Source organism: Lysobacter sp. DMC97, from assembly GCF_056313745.1.
In genome coordinates, this window is sequence record NZ_JBQUZR010000002.1 from 560,517 (window position 1) to 578,537 (window position 18,021).

The following is an 18,021-nucleotide window of genomic DNA, read 5'->3' on the forward strand; positions in this document are numbered from 1 at the left end:
TCAGTCGCGCATGGGCCGGCGAGGGGCGGACGTGTCGCGATCCGCGAGCGCGACGAGCACCGTGCAGGCGACCGCCGCGCCCAGCGCGGCCGACCACGCGGCGAAGGCGGGATCATGGGGCGGCAAGGCCGGCCACCATCGATCGAGTGCTGCCACCCACAGCGCGGCCGCGAGCCCGGACAGCAGGATCAATCCGATCCGGAAACGCAAATGGTGCAGTCGTCGCCGCCAGCGGCCCGCGACCAGGCCGACGAGGACCGCGGGCACGACACCGATCGGATAGGCCACGATCGCCGCCACGAAGACGAGGGCGAGCACGCTTTCCGCACCGTCGATGCGGTCCGCGAAGAAGCACAGCGCGGACACGGGGCCGGCGATGACCGGCGCCAGCAACCCGAACGCCAGCGCACCGATGAAGGTGTCCGCGCTGCGCGTCGTCGTTGCCGTGAGCGTCGTCATCCGCCCGTCGCCTCGTCGCCTTCGGTCCGTGTGTAGAGAAGGTCCCACACCCCGTGGCCGAGTTTCTGACCGCGGGTCTCGAAATGCGTCTGCGGCCGCCACTCGGGCCGCGGCACCGCGCCACGCGGGCCGGCGACGTTGCGCAGGCCGGGCACGACATCGAGCACGTCCCACATGTGCTCGGCGTAGGCTTCCCAGTCGGTGGCCAGGTGCAGGCGTCCGCCGATGCGCAGCTTGCGCACGAGCAGGGCGGCGAATGCGGGCTGCACGATGCGACGCTTGTTGTGGCGCTTCTTGTGCCACGGGTCGGGGAAGTAGATGCGGATCTCGTCGAGCGCGCCGTCGGCGATCTCGTGCTCCAGCACTTCCACCGCGTCGTGACGGTAGACGCGGACGTGGTCGCTGCCGTCGTCGTCCAGCCAGTTCAGCAGCCGGCCGACGCCGGGCGCATGCACTTCGATGCCGATGTAGTCGCGCGCCGCGTCGTGCTGCGCGGCGAAGCGCAGCGCTTCGCCGTTGCCGAAGCCGATCTCCACCACCCGCGGTGCATGGCGGCCGAACGCGGCGTCGAAATCGCGCAACGTCCCGGTGTAGTCGAGACCGAACCGTGGCCACAGGATGTCGAACGCGCGCTGCTGCGCTTCCGTGAAGCGCCCTTGCCGCAGCACGAAGCTGCGGATCTGGCGCTGGCCGGGCGTGATCGTGAACGGCTTGTGCAGGCCCTGCGCGTCGAGGCCGTCGTCCGGCCGGCCGTCATGCAGCGAGTCGTCGTCCGACGCGTCGTCTTCGGGCGCGTGGATCGTGTCGGTCATCCGATCAGCCCGTCGACCGGCGACGAGGCCGAGGCGAAGCGCTTGCGCGGGATGCGGCCCGACAGGAAGGCGTGGCGGCCGGCCTCGATCGCGAGCTTCATCGCCAGCGCCATGCGCACCGGGTCCTTCGCGCCGGCGATGGCGGTGTTCATCAGCACGCCGTCGCAGCCGAGTTCCATCGCGATCGCCGCGTCGGACGCGGTGCCGACGCCGGCGTCGACCAGGATCGGCACCTTGGCGCTTTCGATGATTTCCAGCAGGTTCCAGCGGTTCTGGATGCCCAGGCCCGAGCCGATCGGTGCGGCCAGCGGCATCACCGCGCAGCAGCCGATCTCTTCGAGGCGCTTGGCGAGGATCGGGTCGTCGCTGGTGTAGACCATCACGTCGAAGCCGTCGGCGACCAGCTGCTCGGCGGCCTTCAGCGTCTGCACCACGTCGGGGAACAGCGTGCGCTGGTCGCCCAGCACTTCGAGCTTCACCAGCTTGTGGCCGTCGAGCAGCTCGCGCGCGAGCCGGCAGGTGCGCACGGCGTCCTCGGCGGTGTAGCAGCCGGCGGTGTTGGGCAGGATGGTGTAGCGGTCCGGCGGCAGCACGTCGAGCAGGTTGGGCTCGCCGGGGGTCTGGCCGATGTTGGTGCGGCGGATCGCGACGGTGACGATCTCGGCGCCGGCGGCGTCGGTGGCACGGCGGGTCTCGTCGAGATCCCTGAACTTGCCGGTGCCGGTGAGCAGGCGCGAGCGATACGTCGTGCCGGCGATGACGAGCGGGTCGTCGTAGGGGGTATGCGCGGTCATCGCGCAATTATCGCCCATCGCCGCAGCGATGGGGGCGGCACGACGCCCGCGGTGCGCATGCTGCGGGGCCGGTCAGCCGCCGCCGAGGGCATGCACGATCTCGACCACGTCGCCGTCGTCGAGGACGTGCTCGGGGTGGCGACCGCGGGGGACGATGTCGCCGTTGACCTCCACCGCGACCCGGCGTCCGGCCAGGCCCTGGGCGGCCAGCAGCTCGGCCAGGGTGCAGGGGGCGGGGAGGGCGAGGGGGGTGCCGTTGAGCCGGATGTCCATGCCCGGATTGTCGCCCGTACCCGCCCACCTGCCCAGTCGTCCGGGGCCCTTGTCACACTTGAGTCATACAGGCCTTCGTGAAACGATGCGGCCACCATCCGGCAGCGTATCCCCACAAAGGCCGGAGCCCTGCGACACGCTTTTCTTTTTTCCATCAGTTCGGGAGTGGGATTCATGTCGTCCAAGCATCGGGCCGTCCGGCCCATCCGCAATGCCCTGTCGGTCGCGGTGCTCACCGCGAGCGCCGCGCTGGCCCTGCCGGCCGCCGCGGCCGGTCCGTACAGCCAGACCGTGTTCTTCGGCGACAGCCTGACGGACAGCGGCTTCTTCCGCCCGCTGCTGCCGGCCAGTGTCCGCGCCGTCACCGGCCAGTTCACCACCAACCCGGGCTTCGTCTGGTCGCAGTACCTCGCCGATTTCTACGGCACCAGCGCCGCGCCCAACGGCAACGGCCAGACCGGCACCAACTACGCCGCCGGCGGCGCCCGCGTCGGCGTGAACAGCACCGGTGCGCTCGGCCCGATCCCGTCGCTGGCCACCCAGGTCAACAACTACCTCACCGCCAACGGCGGCCGTGCCGACAGCCATGCGCTGTACACCGTCTGGGGCGGGGCGAACGACCTGTTCGCGATCACCAACGCCGGCGCCGATCCGACCACCACGATCGCCAATGCCGTCACCGCGCAGATCGGCATCGTCGGCACGCTGCAGAACGCCGGCGCCCGCTACATCCTGGTGCCGACCATTCCCGACCTCGGCGTGACCCCGGGCTTCCGCGCCCAGGGCCCCGCCGCCCAGGCGTCCGGCACCGCGCTGACCCAGAGCTACAACAGCGCGCTGTTCGGCGGCCTGGCCAGCAACAACCTGCACGTGATCCCGGTCGACACCTTCACGCTGATCCGCGAGATCACCGCGAACCCGGCGGCCTACGGCTTCGGCAACATCACCGGTACCGCCTGCCAGCCGCAGATCACCGCCAACTCGCTGACCTGCAACCCGACCAGCCTGGTCTCGCCCGACGCGCCGAACACCTACCTGTTCGCCGACGGCGTGCACCCGACCAGCCGCGCGCACCAGATGCTCTCCGAGTACGCGATCTCCGTGCTCGAAGCGCCGCGCCTGATCGGCCTGCTGCCGCACACCGAAGGCGTGATCGGCCGCGCTCGCGCCGACCGCGTGTCCGCGCACGTCGGCGGCAAGCCCGACGGCGACGGCCGCCGCTGGTGGGTCGACACCCGCGGCGACTTCCAGCGCTACGACGACGGCAAGCTGTACGACGGCATGGGCCCGTCGCTCACCGGCGGCGTCGACTGGAACCGCGGCAACTTCGTCTACGGCGCGTTCGGCGGCCTCGGCCGCAACGGCTACGACTTCGGCCACCGCAACGGCGACTTCGACCAGACCGACGTCACCCTCGGCGGCTTCGGCGGCTGGTACGGCGAACGCTTCTGGGCCACCGGCCAGCTCAGCTACACCCAGAGCAGCTACGACGTGAACCGCTCGGTGTGGATCGGCCCGGTCAAGCGCACCCACACCGGTTCGCCCGACGGCACCAACCTCACCCTCGCGATCAACGCCGGCTACGACTTCAAGGGCGACAAGCTCACCCACGGCCCGGTGCTCAGCGTGCTGTCGCAGAACATCGACGTCGACGGTTACGCCGAAAACCGGCCGACCGAGTCGACCTCGCTGGCCTACCCGGACCAGAGCTACGACTCGCTGATCACCAGCCTCGGCTGGCAGGCCAGCTACCGCATCGACGACCACCTCGTGCCCTACGCGCGCCTCACCTGGGACACGCAGCACGAAGACGCGCCGCGCGACGCCCAGGCCCGCTCGCAGAGCATCACCGGCAGCCTGCCGTACTCGGTGCCCGGCGTGCAGTTCGACGACAGCTACATGACCCTGCAGATGGGCGCCCGCACCGAACTGTTCGGCCTCGACGCCAACATCGGCGCCAGCGTCACCACCGAACAGGGCGTCGGCCACGACGCCAGCGTCTTCGCCACCGTCGGCAAGTCGTTCTGATCCAGCGTCCATCCTCGTCGTGGCCCGCAACTTGCGGCCCACGACGGAGGCGCTACACTGAAGACGCTCCGCGGGTGTAGTTCAATGGTAGAACTGCAGCTTCCCAAGCTGCTAGCGTGGGTTCGATTCCCATCACCCGCTCCAGTTTTTCCGCAACGGCGACCTCCCCGGAGGTCGCCGTTGTCGTTTTGGGGGCGAACCCCGTGCAAACTGCGTGGGCTCGCGGACAGGAGCGAGCTCCTCGTCGAGGCCGTACGTGATGCGCTTGTTTGCATGTCGGGCCCCGATGGGCGGTTTTTCGCCGTAGAACAACGCGAAACCACATCCGGCACTTTGATTGCTTCCTTGCCGGCGAGTATGTGGAAGCCGGACCAGCCAGTCCTTTCGAACAGCATTGGAGAAGGGCATGCCTTTCACTAGCGAATTCATCTCGACGACCGACGTTGAAAATTACGGGCTCCGGAAGATCGACGAAGCCCAGATCGTGGGCGGCACCCAAGCGCGGGACTGGGTGATCGACCGTGATCGCGACAGCTACCTGCGAAACATCGCGCACGGTGGCGGAGCGGAACCGGAGCTTCGAAATCGAACGACGTGGTCCTTCCGATGGCGGGGCTCTTTGCTGACGCTGCGCCTGGACCTCCTGGAAAGCGGCGGCGAGCGTCGCGGAGCGGGCTGGTCCCGCTGGAGCCTCGTGTGGGTCAATGGTGGCGAAGGACTGCCGGCGGAACTGAAGCCGTTCAGAGAAGAGTTCCTGAAGGATCTGACTGAGGCCTTGAGCGTGCACCACGGTTTCGGCGGTGCCTATTCGAAGCACACCGAATACAAGGCTGAAGTGGACGTGTCCGAGGGATGCATCCTGTGACACAGCCTCTGACGTCGGAGCAGGCGAGGGAACTGCTGAGGGAGCAACCGGACGGATATCGGACTTCGGCGCAGTTGAGAGAACTCGCGGCACAGGTCGATGCCGACGCCCCTGGACGCTTGACGGTTCTCTACAGCGGACCGGCGGCCAAGGACATTTGGTCGACCGACGTGATCACCGCGATGGTGGACGCGGGCGAAGACATCCGCGTCATCAACAAGAGCGAAGCGGCCAAGTTCCTCGAATCGAGGGAGTTCTACAACGCGCTCGCCGATGCATACGACGTCGATGTCGACAAACTGGTCGATGGATCCTACCGAGGTCCTGCGACCGAGTGGCTGTATCACCCGACCGAGGGTCCTTGGGCCGATGCCTCGGGTCGATTCGCCGACGCCACTCACGGCGAAGTGCGCGCCATCGTTCACGACGCCAATCCGAGCCGTGTGTTCGGCGCCGTCGAAGTCCCGCACATCCTCGCGAACCCCAACGTGACCGTTGTTGAGGGTCTCCCCCGCGAAGCCTTGGCGGGCCTGAGTCAACGGGAAGGCCAGCAAGCCGCGTTCGACCTCATCGTGAGCAGAGCGCGCGAACACGCATCCGACCTGCGCGTCCCGCTCAGCGACGACGTGCTGCGCACCGAAAATCGGGTTCTGCGCCTCGACAGCCGCGACTACTTGGCAGAAACGGGAATCGACGGGCAACAACCGAGGTTTACCGAGCCCACGCACCGTCTCGCCGAGCGGATGAACCCACCGACCGAGCATGCGCAGGCGGGGCAAGCTCGATGGGCGGAGTGGCATACCACCGGACCGCAAGCGTTGTCGGAGCCGTTGTTCCCCAACCTCAGCCGCGCCGGCACGACCGCCGGCCTCGCCGGCCTCGGGGTCGCGGCGGCCGCCTACGACGCGAAGCAAACGGGCGATCGCATCAGCACGGCGTTCGCACAGGACAACCCGGCCGGCGCGCAGTCCGAAGCCACGCACTATGTCGCCCGCGGTGTCGGCGGTGCAGCCGCGATGTTCACGCCCGCGGCGGTCGGCGTCAGCGGTGGGCCGGCGCTCGCGTTGGTGGTTGCGGACGGCTATCTGCTGACGGAAGCCTTCGACCGCGGCGCGCGCTATCTGGACGCCAGCAAGATCAGCCACCAGAAAGACCGGGATGGCGTCGGTTGGGAATTCAACGGCAGGCAGTGGATCCGCGACGACCTCAAGGCCGATCTGCGCGACGACGGCGTGGACCAGGTCCATTCGCAGGCGTTTGCCGCGCAGTCGGACAAGGCGCGCGAGTTGAGCCGGCTCGCGAGTGCCGAGGCGGTCGGGCAGGCCATCCACAAGGCGCATCCCGAGAACCCTTTCGTCCAGCCGGCGAACGAGCGCGATCCGGCGCATCTCCACCACCGCGACTGGACGCGCAGCCCGGAGACTGGAGCATGGTCGCGTTCCGTGGCGGACGAGCTGGACCGCAACGACGCGCCGATCTGGAAAGCCGAGCCGGAATTCGCTTCGCCCGCGCGTGCGGCCGAGCTTGACCGGCAGGCGGCGCAGGTCATCGACCGCAACCTCACCGAAGGCCCGGCGGCGTTGGCAGCCCGCTACGAGATCGCCCACCGGCGAAACGGGTGGGACAGCTTTGGCCCGGAACCGGACGTCGTTCGCACCGCGCTCAACCCGGACACGCTGCAAGCGTCCGACCAACGCCAGTATGTGCGCGATGCACAAGGGCAGTGGTCGCACGACGGCGAGCCGGCGCGCGGCAACACCGCTGTCGAGCTGGAAGCGACGCGCGAGCGTCTGCTGCCGGCGCTCACGCAGCACCAAGAGGCGTTGGCGAGGATCGAGCCGTGGCAGCCGCCGACACCGGAACAGCAGGACCGCGCGAACTTGCGCCAGCTATACAGCGATAATGGCGTGAACCCGAACCCCGAGCGGTTCGAGGCGGCTTATCAGGCGGTGAGGGAGACGCGCGAAGCACAGGGCATCAACCCCGCGGCGACGTCGCTGGCCCTGGAGCCCCGGCCTGCCAGCGGCTACGACATCAACACGCCGATCCAGCACCTCCAGATCGAGGGCGACGGGGTGGTGCGCGTGGCGGCCACGACCACCGCCGCCGACATCCATCGCACCGAGTCGGCTCTGAAGGGCGCGCCGCATGCGATCGAGGCGCCCACTGCGCAGGCGCGTGAGGGACAGGCCCAAGCACAGCGCGAAGCGAACCGGGCCGGGTTGTCGCAGGACGAGACGCAGGCAGCCATCCGCATGGCGGCATCGACGGCGGCCACGCCCGGCGGGCGCAGCGGCAAGACGGACGACCTCGAACCAGCGGTCAAGGAAGAGGCGAAGCCTGGGCGGACTGACACGTTGCTGCTCGACAACCCGGCCCATCAGAACCACGCCATGTTCGCCACGTTGTTTCGCACTGTTAACGAACGCGACAAGGAGCTTGGTCGGGAGCCCGACGAGTTCAGCCGCCAGCTGGCGGGCGGCTTGGTCGAGAAAGCCCGCGAACGCGGCTTGGAGACGATCGGCGCGGCGAAGTTCACGCCGGATGGCACCAGAGTTGGGATGAGCGACACGGCCGACTTGTCAGCGCCGTGGGCGAAGACCGCCGCCGGCGATGTCGGGCTGTTGGCGGGTCAGAGGCTTGAGCACAGCAGCGAGAACGTCGCAGCCATCAACCAGAAGCAAGCGCTGGCGCAGAACCTGCAACCGCCGACGCAAACGCAAGGGATTGACGGGCCGGACGGACCAGCGCCGAAGGGTCCGCGGTTGGCGTGACGCCTGCGGATATGTGGCAAGGCAATCTGTCGTCCGTGGTGACGCAGCCGAGCGCATGTCGTCGATATCAGGCTGGGGCTATACGACAATAGGCGTGTTCTATTGATTTCGGCGTTGCGAGAGGGTAATTCGCCGCGAAAAGTTGCATGAAATATCGCCTCGGGGCAGCATTGGCCATTGCCATGGGGAGGCATAGAGCGGGATGGACACAGTCCGCGTAGAAGTCGACACCGCGTTGTTCGACGACGACACAATCGCCAGGGCGATGCATCGCTACACCGGCGAGTTCTATGCGGAGCTGGCGCGCTCGGGGACGGGTGTCGAGGTGAGGCTGACGCCGATGCGGGCGGAGATCGAAACCGCCGATCTCGCACGACGTTTCGCGAACGACCTGCTGGACGAGCGCCTTCGCGCCAGGATTCGCGCCGAAACCGCGACGCTTCACGCCATATTGGTGAAGACAGCTCTGCGAGAGGCAAACCCTGCTGTGGAGCCCGCCGCGTGAAGTTTGCATCGCGCGAGGCGCTGGCGGGCGATGCGACATATCGCCTGCTGCCGATGCGCTTTCGCCGGCTGCCGTGGGACCAGAGTCGTGTCCTGGCAACCTCGCTCGCGGGCGATTGGCTGATCCTGTCCCGGTCGGATCTGGATCGGGCGGTTGCGGGCGAGTTGGACCCCGACGAGCCGCTCTACGCTTCGATGGAGGCCCGGCACCTGATTGCGGCCGATCCCTCGCGCACGACCTTGGTGCCGCTGCTGTCCCAATACCGCACCCGTAAGTCCTGCCTTCGCGCGGGCCCGGCGTTGCACATTTTCGTGGTTTCGTTGCGTTGCCACCACACGTGCTCGTATTGCCAAGTCTCGCGCCAACCGACATCCGAGACCCGATTCGACATGGCCGGTGAAGCGGCCGCTCATGCGGTGGACCGGTTGTTCGAGTGGCCGTCGAAGACCTTGACCGTGGAATTCCAGGGAGGCGAGCCGCTGCTCCACTTCGAGCGGGTCCGGGCGTTGACCGAGGCCATCGCGCACCGGAATCGATCGGAAGGGCGCGACATCCGTTTCGTCATCGCCTCGACCTTGCACGACCTGACCGAAGACCAACTGGCCTTCATGAAAGACCACGGGTTCCAGCTGTCGACATCGCTGGACGGTCCGGAGTGGCTGCACAACGCGAATCGGCCGCGCCCGGAACGCGACAGCTATCGACGCACGATCGAAGGCATCGAGCGCGGACGCAAAGTGCTGGGTGCGGATGCCGTGTCGGCGCTGACCACGTTGACGGCGCGCAGCCTAGCCGTGCCGAAGGAGATCATCGACGAATATCGGAAGCAGGGTCTGCACGCGATCTTCCTGCGCCCGCTGAGCCCCTACGGGTTCGCGCGCAGGACACAGGCGAGAAGCGGATATTCGATCCACGACTTCCTGCGTTTCTACGCCACGGCCATGGATCACATCATGGCCGTCAACCGAGAGGGATATGCGCTCGAAGAGGTCCATGGCGCGCTGCTGATGTCGCAGCTGCTCACGCCCTTTTCGCACGGGTATGTCGATCTGCGCTCGCCGACCGGTGCCGGGCTCGGCGCGGTCGTCTACGACTACGACAGTCAGGTCTATCCCTCCGACGAAGCGCGCATGCTCGCGGCGATGGGCGACCACACTTTCGCGATGGGGCACGTGGATCAACCGGTGTCCGAACTGCTTGCCTCGCCTGCGATGCAGCGCGTGCTGGAAGCCGGCGTCGCCGAGGCGCTGCCGACCTGCGCCGATTGTGCCTATGTCCCACTCTGCGGCGCGGACCCGATCGACCATTACGCGCGACAGGGCGACACGGTCGGTCATCGGCCGAGCAGTGATTTCTGCGCGAAGCACATGGGGCTGTTCGACCTGCTCCTGCAACGCTGGGAGGAGGGCAGCGACCACGATCGCGCGGTGCTCGAACGATGGGGCCTGCGTCAGGCGGGCGGAATTGCCCCGCCGATGTTCGAGGAGGCCGCCTGATGCTGCCTCTGGACGCCAGGGTTCGGTGGTCGGGTCGCTGGTCGCGCGCCGGACTGTTCAAGGTGGCCGGCCTGGCCGAATTCGCATCCGGCAGGTTCCCACTCGAACGTATGGTGCTGGACCTGCGTGCGACGCGAGGCATCGATGCATTGCTCCATCTGCCCTGGGCAGGCTTCGTGACGGCGCCCGAGGCGCCGTGCGACGAGGGAATGGCGCAGGTCGCGCTGCTCGACAATCAGGACATCGTCCGGCCGGGCGATGTCGTCGAAGTCCGCCCCGGCAGTTCGAAAGTTTCAGTGCGCTACCGGCGCGGCGGTAATGGCAACGTGCTGTTCGCGACCGAACGCTGCAACAGCTACTGCCTGATGTGCTCGCAGCCGCCGCGGGACGTCGACGACGGTTGGCGCGTGCAGCAACTCATCGACTTGGTGGACCTCGTCGACAAGGAGGAGCCGTCGCTCGCCGTGAGCGGCGGTGAGCCAACGTTGCTGGGCGACGGTCTGGTGCGGCTGATCGAGCATTGTGCGAGCACGCTCCCCGATACGCATGTCCACATCCTGTCCAATGGCCGCCTGCTGGAGGACCGCCGTTATACGCAGTCGTTCCGCGATCGGCATCCTTCGCTGAGCTGGGGCGTGCCGCTCTACGGCGACCACTACGGACTACACGACTACGTCGTTCAGCGCCCTGGTGCCTTCGCTCAGACGATGCGGGGGTTGTATGCCCTGCACGAGGCCGGCCAGAAGATCGAGGTGCGCGTCGTGCTGGTGAAGCCGACAGTCGAGCGACTACCCGACATCGCCCGCTATCTCTACCGGAATTTGCCGTTCGTCGAGCATGTCGCCCTGATGGGCACCGAGCCCGTCGGGTTCGCGAAGGCGCACCGCGATGCCCTCTGGGTCGACCCGGTGGATGCGGGGCCGCCGCTGCTGGACGCCGTGGGCTTCCTGGCGCGACGAGGCATGCGGGTGTCGCTCTACAACCTGCCGCTGTGCACGCTGCCTGAGCCACTGCGACCGTTCGCGCAGCGCAGCATCTCCGATTGGAAACAGCACTACCTGCCGGCATGCGATGGTTGCGCGCTGAAACCACGGTGTGCGGGCTTTTTTGGCTGGATCACGCCCGAGTGGACCAGCCGATCGATCGTTCCCGTGACAATGGAGGAAGGAGCATGCGCAAGGCATTGAGCTTGACGGGTTCGGCATTGGCGGCGCTGCAAGGAAGCCTGCACGACGCCGATGCACCGGATGCGCGTTCTACTGCATTGGCGGCGCTCGCAGTCCATGACGCCGAACATGCGACGACGCTGACAGCGCCGTTGAACGTCGGCATCGACAATCTCTACGCCGGACACCGCTCGCACAGCAGCCATAGCTCACACAGTTCGCACAGCTCGCACTATTCGAGCAGCGGTGGCGGCTATCGCTCGACGGCTCCGTCGACCTACGTGCCGCCACCTCCGGCGCCCGCACCCTATGTGCCGCCGAAGCCCAGGACCACGCGATCGTCGACCGGAGCCAGCAGCACATCGACCTTGCAGCCAAGCTCGACACAAGGCAACGGCTGGACGAGCGACGATGGCTCATCGACGGCCATGGAGCCAACCCTTAGGGGCGCCGCGCCACGCGCAGGCTCGGATCAGCTTGCGCTAATGGTCATGCGGGTGCAGGCGGCGCTGTTCTCGAAGGGATACGACCCGGGCGCGATCAGCGGCGAATTCGATGCGTCCACCAAGGCTGCGCTGCGGAAGTTCCAGGCGGCGCATGGATTGAAGGCTTCGGGCCTGATGACGACCGAGACCCTCAATGCGTTGGGGGTGGCCTTGGTGCCGTAAGAGGAAGACGAGGGTCGCGCGTGCGTACGTTGATGCAGACACGAAGTCTCCGCTACGCTCCAGCTTCCCCGGGAACCACCTTGGGGGCCATTTTCTGCGCCCGCCGTAGTTGGTAAGTGATTGAGTGAGTTGGGTTTGTCGGCTGAGGAGTCGATTCCCATCACCCGCTCCAGATTTTCCGCAACGGCGATCTCCCCGAAGATCGCCGTTTGCGTATGCGGCTGTCGAAACGGCATCGCTTGCGTGCGAGCGATGGCTCGCATGGTTTCCACGGCTCGCATCGTTCGGGTCGCCTGCCGCGGCGCATCGGTTCCGGCGATTTCACAGCCCGCCTGCGCAGCCGGGTGCCGGCGTCCATGGCCAGTGCCCTGGACGCCGTCTGTGTCCGCTCCAGCCCGGTCGATCGAGCGTGCCTCGGTCGCAGGCTGGCGGGCCGCCGTCATCGGCAATGCCCGCGCGGACGGCCGCGGCGGGAACTGTCATCATTCCGCGGCAGGCTGGCATCGCCCGCCCCGACGGAGCGTCCGCATGAAACTCGCCATCCTGTCCCGCAACGCCAAGCTGTACTCGACGCGTCGTCTGGTCGAGGCCGCGCGCGCGCGCGGGCACAGTGCGCGCGTGCTCGATCCGCTGCGCTGCTACATGCGCATCGCCAGCGACGGCTTCGACATGCACTACAAGGGGCGGTCGATCTCCGGCTACGAAGCGGTGCTGCCGCGGATCGGGGCGTCGATCACCCGCTACGGCTGCGCGGTGCTGCGCCAGTTCGAGTTGATGGGCAGCGTCACCCCGAACGGGGCGGAGGCCATCGTCCGCGCGCGGGACAAGCTGCAGGCGCACCAGCGGCTGGCGGCGGAGGGCATCGGCATGCCGATGACGGTGTTCGGCGACAACCCGGACGACACTACCGACCTGCTGTCGATGCTCGGCCCGCCGCCGCATGTCATCAAGCTCAACGAGGGCACCCAGGGCGCGGGCGTGATCCTGACCGAGAAGCCGTCCGCCTCGCGCAGCGTGGTCGAGGCCCTGCGCGGGCTGTACGCCAACTTCCTGGTGCAGGAGTTCATCGCCGAGGCCGAGGGCGCCGACCTCCGCTGCTTCGTGGTCGGCGACGAGGTGGTGGCGGCGATGCGCCGGCAGGCGCCGCCGGGCGACTTCCGCTCGAACCTGCACCGCGGCGGCTCGGCCGAGGCGGTGGTCGCCGAGCCCGACGAATGCGCGGTCGCTGTGCGCGCCGCGCGGGCACTGGGGCTGGGCGTGGCCGGCGTGGACCTCATCCGCTCCCGTCGTGGGCCCCTCGTGCTGGAGGTCAATTCCTCGCCCGGGCTGGAGGGCATCGAGGCCGCGACCGGGGTGGATGTGGCGGGAAAGATCGTCGAACACATCGAAAGTTCGACGAAAGAGAAGGCAAAAGCCGCGAAACGGAAACGCGCGTCAACCCGCCAGCGGGCGGCTGTCACGCCGCTTTAACACCCCTTTAATCGCGCCGGGCGTAGCGTGTCCGGGCCGATTCCTGTGATTCCACCCATCCTCGTCAGGGCAGGTGCAGAACCGGCACATCGGGGTGACACCCAACCTTCGGCCCGGGCGGCACGCGTCGCCCGGGCCCTTTTTTGCATGACGCGTGCGCCCGTGCACGGCGTCCCGCGCACCCGCCGGCGTGCCGCGACGCGTGTGACAGAATGTCCGCACGCGGTCTCCGGCGCCCGCGGGAACTGCCCGCGGAGCGACCGGTCCGAGCTAGACCTCCGAAGGATTTTCCGCATGCGCATTCTCGTGATCGAAGACAACCAGGACATCGCCGCCAACCTCGGCGACTACCTGGAAGACCGCGGCCATACCGTCGATTTCGCCGCCGACGGCATCACCGGGCTGCACCTGGCCGTGGTGCACGACTTCGACGCGATCGTGCTCGACCTCAACCTGCCGGGCATGGACGGGCTGGAGGTCTGCCGCAAGCTGCGCGGCGAGGCCCGCAAGCAGACGCCGGTGCTGATGCTCACCGCCCGCGACAGCCTCGACAACAAGATCGCCGGCTTCGATTCCGGCGCCGACGACTACCTGATCAAGCCGTTCGCGCTGCAGGAAGTGGAAGTGCGCCTCAACGCGCTGGCCCGCCGCGGCAAGGGCACCCAGACCCGGGTGCTGGAAACGGGCGACCTCGAATACAACCTCGACACGCTGGAAGTGCGTCGGCAGGGCAAGCTGCTGCAGCTCAACCCGACCGCGCTGAAGATCCTGCAGGCGCTGATGGAGGCCTCGCCGGCCGTCGTCACCCGGCAGGAGCTCGAGACCCGCGTCTGGGGCGAGGAACTGCCGGATTCCGACAGCCTGCGCGTGCACATCCACGGCCTGCGCGCGATGGTCGACAAGCCGTTCGGCGTGCCGCTGATCCAGACCCGCCACGGCATCGGCTACCGCATCGCCGCACCCGATGCCTCCAGCTGACGGCGTCCCTCCCCGGCGCCGACGCCCGGCCTACCGCCGGCGGCTGCGCAGCCGCATCGTGCTCTCGTTCCTGCTGCTGGGGTTCGGGCTGACGTCGTTGTTCGCGTTCGCGGCCGTGTACCTGTCCGACAAGGTCGAGGAACAGACGGTCGGCCAAGCGTTGAAGCGCAACGTCGATGAATATGCGGCGCGATTCATGAAGGATCACGACGCCGAATGGGCGCCGCTGAATGACTTCCGCGCGATCGTCTATGGCCCTGACAAACGCGCCAACGTGCCGCCGGAATGGGCCGAACTTCCCACTGGCGTCTACAAGATCAACGGTGAAGAAGGCGGCGAGGCTTTCGTTTATCGACTCGTGGTGAAGAAGGACAAGCAGTACTGGTTTTTCCTCGCCCAGAATCTGACGCGGGCGGACGATATCCGCAGCCGCATGATCCGCGCGCTGATGCTCAGCGTTGGCGTCTTCACCCTGATTTCCCTGCTGGTCGGCCTCTGGGCCGCGTCTCGCGTGATGAGCCCCGTGACCGAACTCGCGCAGCGCCTGCGTCGTTCCGGCCGCAGTGCGGAGCCCGAAGCGCTGGCCTCGCATTTCGCCGAGGACGAGGTCGGCGAACTGGCGAAGGCGCTGGACGACTATGCCGAACGCCTGACCGACGTCGTGCGCCGCGACCGCGAGTTCAACGCCGACGTCAGCCACGAACTGCGCACGCCGCTGGCGGTGATCCGCGGCGCGGCCGAACTGCTGCTCGCGCGTTCCGATCTCGACGACAAGACGCGCACGCGCCTGCGCCGCATCCAGCGCGCCGAACAGCAGTGCACCGACCTGATCGGCGCGCTGCTGCTGCTGTCGCGCAACGAACGCGGCCACGGCGCCGCCGACGTCGGCCGCATCGCCGAACAACTGCTGGATGCGCATCGCGGCCAGCTCGCCGGCAAGCCGCTCGAACTCCGCCTCGACGGCGCACCGGGGCAGCTCGTCGTCGATGCGCCCGAGGCTGCGGTGACGGTGGCGTTGAGCAACCTCATCGGCAACGCGGTGAAGTACACGCCGCAGGGCGAGGTCGTGGTGCGCCTGGGCGACGCCGCGGTCGACGTGATCGACAGCGGCCCGGGCCTCAGCGCCGAAGACGCCGCGCGCCTGTTCGAACGCGGCTATCGCGGCAGCCACGCCGAGCACACGCAGGGTGGCGGCATCGGCCTGTCGATCGTGCGCCGCCTGTGCGCGCTCTACGGCTGGCGCGTGCGCGTGGTGCCGGGGGCGGAGAAGGGCGTCATCGCGACGCTGACGTTCGGGGCGTGAGTCCGCACTTGCCGCAGCCCACATCCCGCCACTGCAGGATGTGGGCATCGTGCCGTCGCACGCATTCGGGCGGCATGCCCGATGGCAGGCCGGGTCGCGCTTACAGGCCCGGAACGCGACGCAGCACGTAACCGTTGCCCGGGATCGGCGTGCCGTTGGCCTGCAGATACTTGCTGGCGTCGTTGATCACCACGCCTTTCACGTAGACCTGGCCCTCCGGCACGTTCGGCGAGGACGGCGTCGCTTCCAGCACCGACGCCATGCCGTCGTTGTCGCCGTCGCCGAGATAGATCGCGACGTGCGTGCCGCCATTGACGATCAGATCGCCCGGGCGCAACTGTGCCGCGGTGATGGGCGTGAAATAGGTCTCCATGCCTGCCGACGATTTCCACTCCGGCTTGAATGCGATGCCGGCGTGCTGGTACATCATCGTCACCAGGCCCGAACAGTCGAAGCCACTCACCCCCAGCGGGGCCAGGTACTTTTTCTGCGGCAGCGCCTGGTGGGTTCTGCCATCGCCCGGAGATCCGAATCGGAACGGGTTGTTGGCCCCGACGTAAGGCGCATCCAGTTGCGCGAGGCCGTAACCCAGCGCCGAATCGATCGCGACGACGCCGGTGTATTTCACCTTGCAGTGATATTGGTAATACGGAACGGCCGAAGCGTCGATCTGGAAGATCTGGGTGCCGTTGAGCCTGAACTTGAAGCGGTCGTTGAAGTACAGCGACAGATAACCCGGTTCGCCCAGTTTCCACACGCCGGGCGGCGAGCTGATCGTGGTCGAGAACTGCGGCGTGAACGTGCCGTCGCTGTTGCGGCGATGGAATTCGGCGACGCCGGTCTGGGTGGTGGTGGTGCCGTTGAGCACGCCGGTGCGGATCATGTACAGGCCGCCGTAGGCGTCGACCTTTTCGTAGCAGAAGATCACGGCCGGATTGGCGTTCGCGAAATACCAGTCCGCGGAGGCGGGTCTGGCGAATGCCGCGAAGAAGATCGCCAGAACGACGCCGATGATGAGGCTCCTGTGGTTCATCTTTGCAAACTCCCTGTCGTCGATGACATGCGTGGTGAGCGACGCGGATGGCGCGCGCATGCGGCCCGTTCCCTGCGCCGTGGACGCGACGCGACGCCCGGCATGGCCTGCCGGGCTTGCGTTGCGACGGTCGTACACGGCTTCCCTCGTGCCGGTACGCGCCAACGAATGTGCATCGACGATCGCGGTGGCGCAATCGCCGGTCAGCGCTTTTTTGACGTGAACCAGAATGACGGCGCGGCCGTGCGCGCGATCGGATCGATCATCGACGACCGGCGAATGCGGATGCGCAGGGAGCGCGCGCCCGCAGGTCGCGGGCGCGCAGGACGATGGCGTGCGGTGGCCGAACGATCGGGCGGGCGGCGTCACCCGCCTCTGCGCGTCGCCGGTGTCACACCCGTTCCAGCCACCCGTACTTGTCCGCCGTGCTGCCGTTGAACAGGCCGAAGAACAGCTCCTGCAGGCGACGCGTCACCGGGCCCGGCTTGCCGGCGCCGACCTGGCGGCCGTCGACGGAGCGGATCGGGGTGATCTCGGCGGCGGTGCCGCACATGAAGAGTTCGTCGCAGAGGTAGAGGTATTCGCGCGGCAGGTCGCGTTCGATCACGTCGATGCCGGCGTTGCGGGCGAGGGTGATGATCGTGTTGCGGGTGATGCCGTTGAGCAGTGCGGCGCTGACCGGCGTGGTGTGCAGCGCGCCGTCGAACACGAGGAACAGGTTCTCGCCGGCGCCCTCGCTGAGCAGGCCGGTGGACGCCAGTGCGATGCCTTCGCCGAAGCCGAGGCGGCGCGCTTCGCGCGCGACCAGCTGGCCGGAGAGATAGTTGCCGCCGGCCTTGGCGCCGGCCGGGAGGGTGTTCGGCGCGAAGCGCTGCCAGCTCGACACGCAGGCGTCGATGCCTTCCTCCAGCACGGTGGCGCCGAGGTACTGGCCCATCTTCCAGGTGGCGACGGCCATGTCGACCGGCGTTTCCGCGGACAGGCCGAAACCGCCCAGGCCGCGATAGGCGACGGGGCGCAGGTAATCGGTGGTGTTGCCGTTGGCCTTGATCACGTCGCGGCAGGCGGCGTTGATCGCGTCCAGGCCGTAGGGCAGCGGCATGTCGTAGATCTTGGCCGAGGCGTACAGGCGGCGGTTGTGGTCGGTCAGGCGGAAGATGACCGGGCCGTCGGGCGTGTCGTAGCAGCGGATGCCCTCGAACACCGACGAACCGTAGTGGACCACGTGCGCCATCACGTGCGTGGTGGCTTCGGCCCAGGGCTTGATCGTGCCGTTGTGCCAGATCCACTCGGGGTATTGCTGGGCCATGACCGGGTTCCGTGCGCGGGAAAGACCGCGATTCTAGAGCGTGTCATGCACTTTTTCATGCGCCGCGAAGCCCGTGGACGGGCTTCCC

General features: G+C 67.6%; 16 protein-coding genes and 1 tRNA gene. 11 read left to right on the forward strand and 6 right to left on the reverse strand.

The annotated features are described in order from the left end of the window. The 4 genes from ACT53Q_RS05370 to thiS form a co-directional block, all read right to left on the reverse strand. Entirely contained in the window at positions 1 to 459 is a 459-nt protein-coding gene (locus ACT53Q_RS05370) for a hypothetical protein (protein ID WP_476185630.1), read from the reverse strand. Continuing rightward, a complete protein-coding gene (trmB, locus tag ACT53Q_RS05375; RefSeq protein WP_476185631.1) occupies positions 456 to 1,271 on the reverse strand; it encodes a tRNA (guanosine(46)-N7)-methyltransferase TrmB in 816 nt (271 codons plus the stop codon). Before trmB ends, ACT53Q_RS05370 begins: the two co-directional genes overlap by 4 nt. Then, entirely contained in the window at positions 1,268 to 2,065 is a 798-nt protein-coding gene (locus tag ACT53Q_RS05380; RefSeq protein ID WP_476185632.1) for a thiazole synthase, read from the reverse strand. The genes trmB and ACT53Q_RS05380 overlap by 4 nt, the downstream gene beginning before the upstream one ends. Positions 2,066 to 2,137: 72 nt before the next feature. Continuing rightward, complete coding sequence (thiS, locus tag ACT53Q_RS05385; protein WP_476185633.1) at positions 2,138 to 2,338, reverse strand: sulfur carrier protein ThiS; 201 nt, start codon at positions 2,336 to 2,338, stop codon at positions 2,138 to 2,140. 228 nt (positions 2,339 to 2,566) lie between these two features. Here thiS and ACT53Q_RS05390 point away from each other — a divergent pair, with 228 nt between their 5' ends. The 11 genes from ACT53Q_RS05390 (at position 2,567) to ACT53Q_RS05440 (ending at position 15,591) form a co-directional block, all read left to right on the forward strand. Further along, entirely contained in the window at positions 2,567 to 4,366 is a 1,800-nt protein-coding gene (locus ACT53Q_RS05390; RefSeq protein ID WP_476185782.1) for an autotransporter domain-containing protein, read from the forward strand. A gap of 70 nt (positions 4,367 to 4,436) precedes the next feature. After that, positions 4,437 to 4,510, forward strand: a tRNA-Gly gene (locus ACT53Q_RS05395). Between the two features lie 262 nt (positions 4,511 to 4,772). Further along, the gene (locus ACT53Q_RS05400; RefSeq protein ID WP_476185634.1) at positions 4,773 to 5,231 is read left to right on the forward strand and encodes a hypothetical protein; all 459 of its coding nucleotides are present in this window, start codon (positions 4,773 to 4,775) and stop codon (positions 5,229 to 5,231) included. 74 nt (positions 5,232 to 5,305) lie between these two features. Then, entirely contained in the window at positions 5,306 to 8,005 is a 2,700-nt protein-coding gene (locus ACT53Q_RS05405) for an XVIPCD domain-containing protein (protein WP_476185635.1), read from the forward strand. A gap of 202 nt (positions 8,006 to 8,207) precedes the next feature. After that, positions 8,208 to 8,510 (forward strand): hypothetical protein, encoded by a 303-nt coding sequence (locus ACT53Q_RS05410; protein ID WP_476185636.1) that lies wholly within the window; start codon positions 8,208 to 8,210, stop codon positions 8,508 to 8,510. Next, positions 8,507 to 10,006 carry a His-Xaa-Ser system radical SAM maturase HxsB gene (hxsB, locus tag ACT53Q_RS05415; RefSeq protein WP_476185637.1) on the forward strand — a complete coding sequence of 500 codons (1,500 nt, stop codon included), beginning with the start codon at positions 8,507 to 8,509 and terminating at the stop codon, positions 10,004 to 10,006. Before ACT53Q_RS05410 ends, hxsB begins: the two co-directional genes overlap by 4 nt. Then, complete coding sequence (hxsC, locus tag ACT53Q_RS05420; protein WP_476185638.1) at positions 10,006 to 11,193, forward strand: His-Xaa-Ser system radical SAM maturase HxsC; 1,188 nt, start codon at positions 10,006 to 10,008, stop codon at positions 11,191 to 11,193. The genes hxsB and hxsC overlap by 1 nt, the downstream gene beginning before the upstream one ends. Further along, on the forward strand, positions 11,178 to 11,840 hold the full coding sequence (gene hxsA, locus ACT53Q_RS05425; protein WP_476185639.1) for a His-Xaa-Ser repeat protein HxsA: 663 nt from the start codon (positions 11,178 to 11,180) through the stop codon (positions 11,838 to 11,840). The genes hxsC and hxsA overlap by 16 nt, the downstream gene beginning before the upstream one ends. Before the next feature lie 528 nt (positions 11,841 to 12,368). Continuing rightward, positions 12,369 to 13,310, forward strand: a complete 942-nt coding sequence (rimK, locus tag ACT53Q_RS05430; protein WP_476185640.1) for a 30S ribosomal protein S6--L-glutamate ligase — start codon at positions 12,369 to 12,371, stop codon at positions 13,308 to 13,310. A gap of 294 nt (positions 13,311 to 13,604) precedes the next feature. After that, positions 13,605 to 14,288 (forward strand): response regulator transcription factor, encoded by a 684-nt coding sequence (locus tag ACT53Q_RS05435; protein ID WP_476185641.1) that lies wholly within the window; start codon positions 13,605 to 13,607, stop codon positions 14,286 to 14,288. Beyond that, a complete protein-coding gene (locus ACT53Q_RS05440) occupies positions 14,275 to 15,591 on the forward strand; it encodes a sensor histidine kinase (RefSeq protein WP_476185642.1) in 1,317 nt (438 codons plus the stop codon). The genes ACT53Q_RS05435 and ACT53Q_RS05440 overlap by 14 nt, the downstream gene beginning before the upstream one ends. A 100-nt stretch (positions 15,592 to 15,691) precedes the next feature. Here ACT53Q_RS05440 and ACT53Q_RS05445 read toward each other — a convergent pair whose 3' ends face one another. Together ACT53Q_RS05445 and ACT53Q_RS05450 are read right to left on the reverse strand one after the other, a co-directional pair. After that, positions 15,692 to 16,993 (reverse strand): C40 family peptidase, encoded by a 1,302-nt coding sequence (locus ACT53Q_RS05445; RefSeq protein WP_476185643.1) that lies wholly within the window; start codon positions 16,991 to 16,993, stop codon positions 15,692 to 15,694. A gap of 22 nt (positions 16,994 to 17,015) precedes the next feature. Then, positions 17,016 to 17,933 (reverse strand): branched-chain amino acid transaminase, encoded by a 918-nt coding sequence (locus ACT53Q_RS05450; protein WP_476185644.1) that lies wholly within the window; start codon positions 17,931 to 17,933, stop codon positions 17,016 to 17,018. Positions 17,934 to 18,021: the final 88 nt, after the last annotated feature.

What these genes read in the sequence shown, in the direction of transcription:
- ACT53Q_RS05370 (WP_476185630.1), bottom strand. Translation starts at nt 459, where the DNA reads ATGACGACGCTCACGGCAACGACGACGCGCAGCGCGGACACCTTCATC.
- trmB (WP_476185631.1), bottom strand. Translation starts at nt 1,271, where the DNA reads ATGACCGACACGATCCACGCGCCCGAAGACGACGCGTCGGACGACGAC.
- ACT53Q_RS05380 (WP_476185632.1), bottom strand. Translation starts at nt 2,065, where the DNA reads ATGACCGCGCATACCCCCTACGACGACCCGCTCGTCATCGCCGGCACG.
- thiS (WP_476185633.1), bottom strand. Translation starts at nt 2,338, where the DNA reads ATGGACATCCGGCTCAACGGCACCCCCCTCGCCCTCCCCGCCCCCTGC.
- ACT53Q_RS05400 (WP_476185634.1), top strand. Translation starts at nt 4,773, where the DNA reads ATGCCTTTCACTAGCGAATTCATCTCGACGACCGACGTTGAAAATTAC.
- ACT53Q_RS05410 (WP_476185636.1), top strand. Translation starts at nt 8,208, where the DNA reads ATGGACACAGTCCGCGTAGAAGTCGACACCGCGTTGTTCGACGACGAC.
- hxsC (WP_476185638.1), top strand. Translation starts at nt 10,006, where the DNA reads ATGCTGCCTCTGGACGCCAGGGTTCGGTGGTCGGGTCGCTGGTCGCGC.
- hxsA (WP_476185639.1), top strand. Translation starts at nt 11,178, where the DNA reads ATGCGCAAGGCATTGAGCTTGACGGGTTCGGCATTGGCGGCGCTGCAA.
- rimK (WP_476185640.1), top strand. Translation starts at nt 12,369, where the DNA reads ATGAAACTCGCCATCCTGTCCCGCAACGCCAAGCTGTACTCGACGCGT.
- ACT53Q_RS05435 (WP_476185641.1), top strand. Translation starts at nt 13,605, where the DNA reads ATGCGCATTCTCGTGATCGAAGACAACCAGGACATCGCCGCCAACCTC.
- ACT53Q_RS05440 (WP_476185642.1), top strand. Translation starts at nt 14,275, where the DNA reads ATGCCTCCAGCTGACGGCGTCCCTCCCCGGCGCCGACGCCCGGCCTAC.
- ACT53Q_RS05450 (WP_476185644.1), bottom strand. Translation starts at nt 17,933, where the DNA reads ATGGCCCAGCAATACCCCGAGTGGATCTGGCACAACGGCACGATCAAG.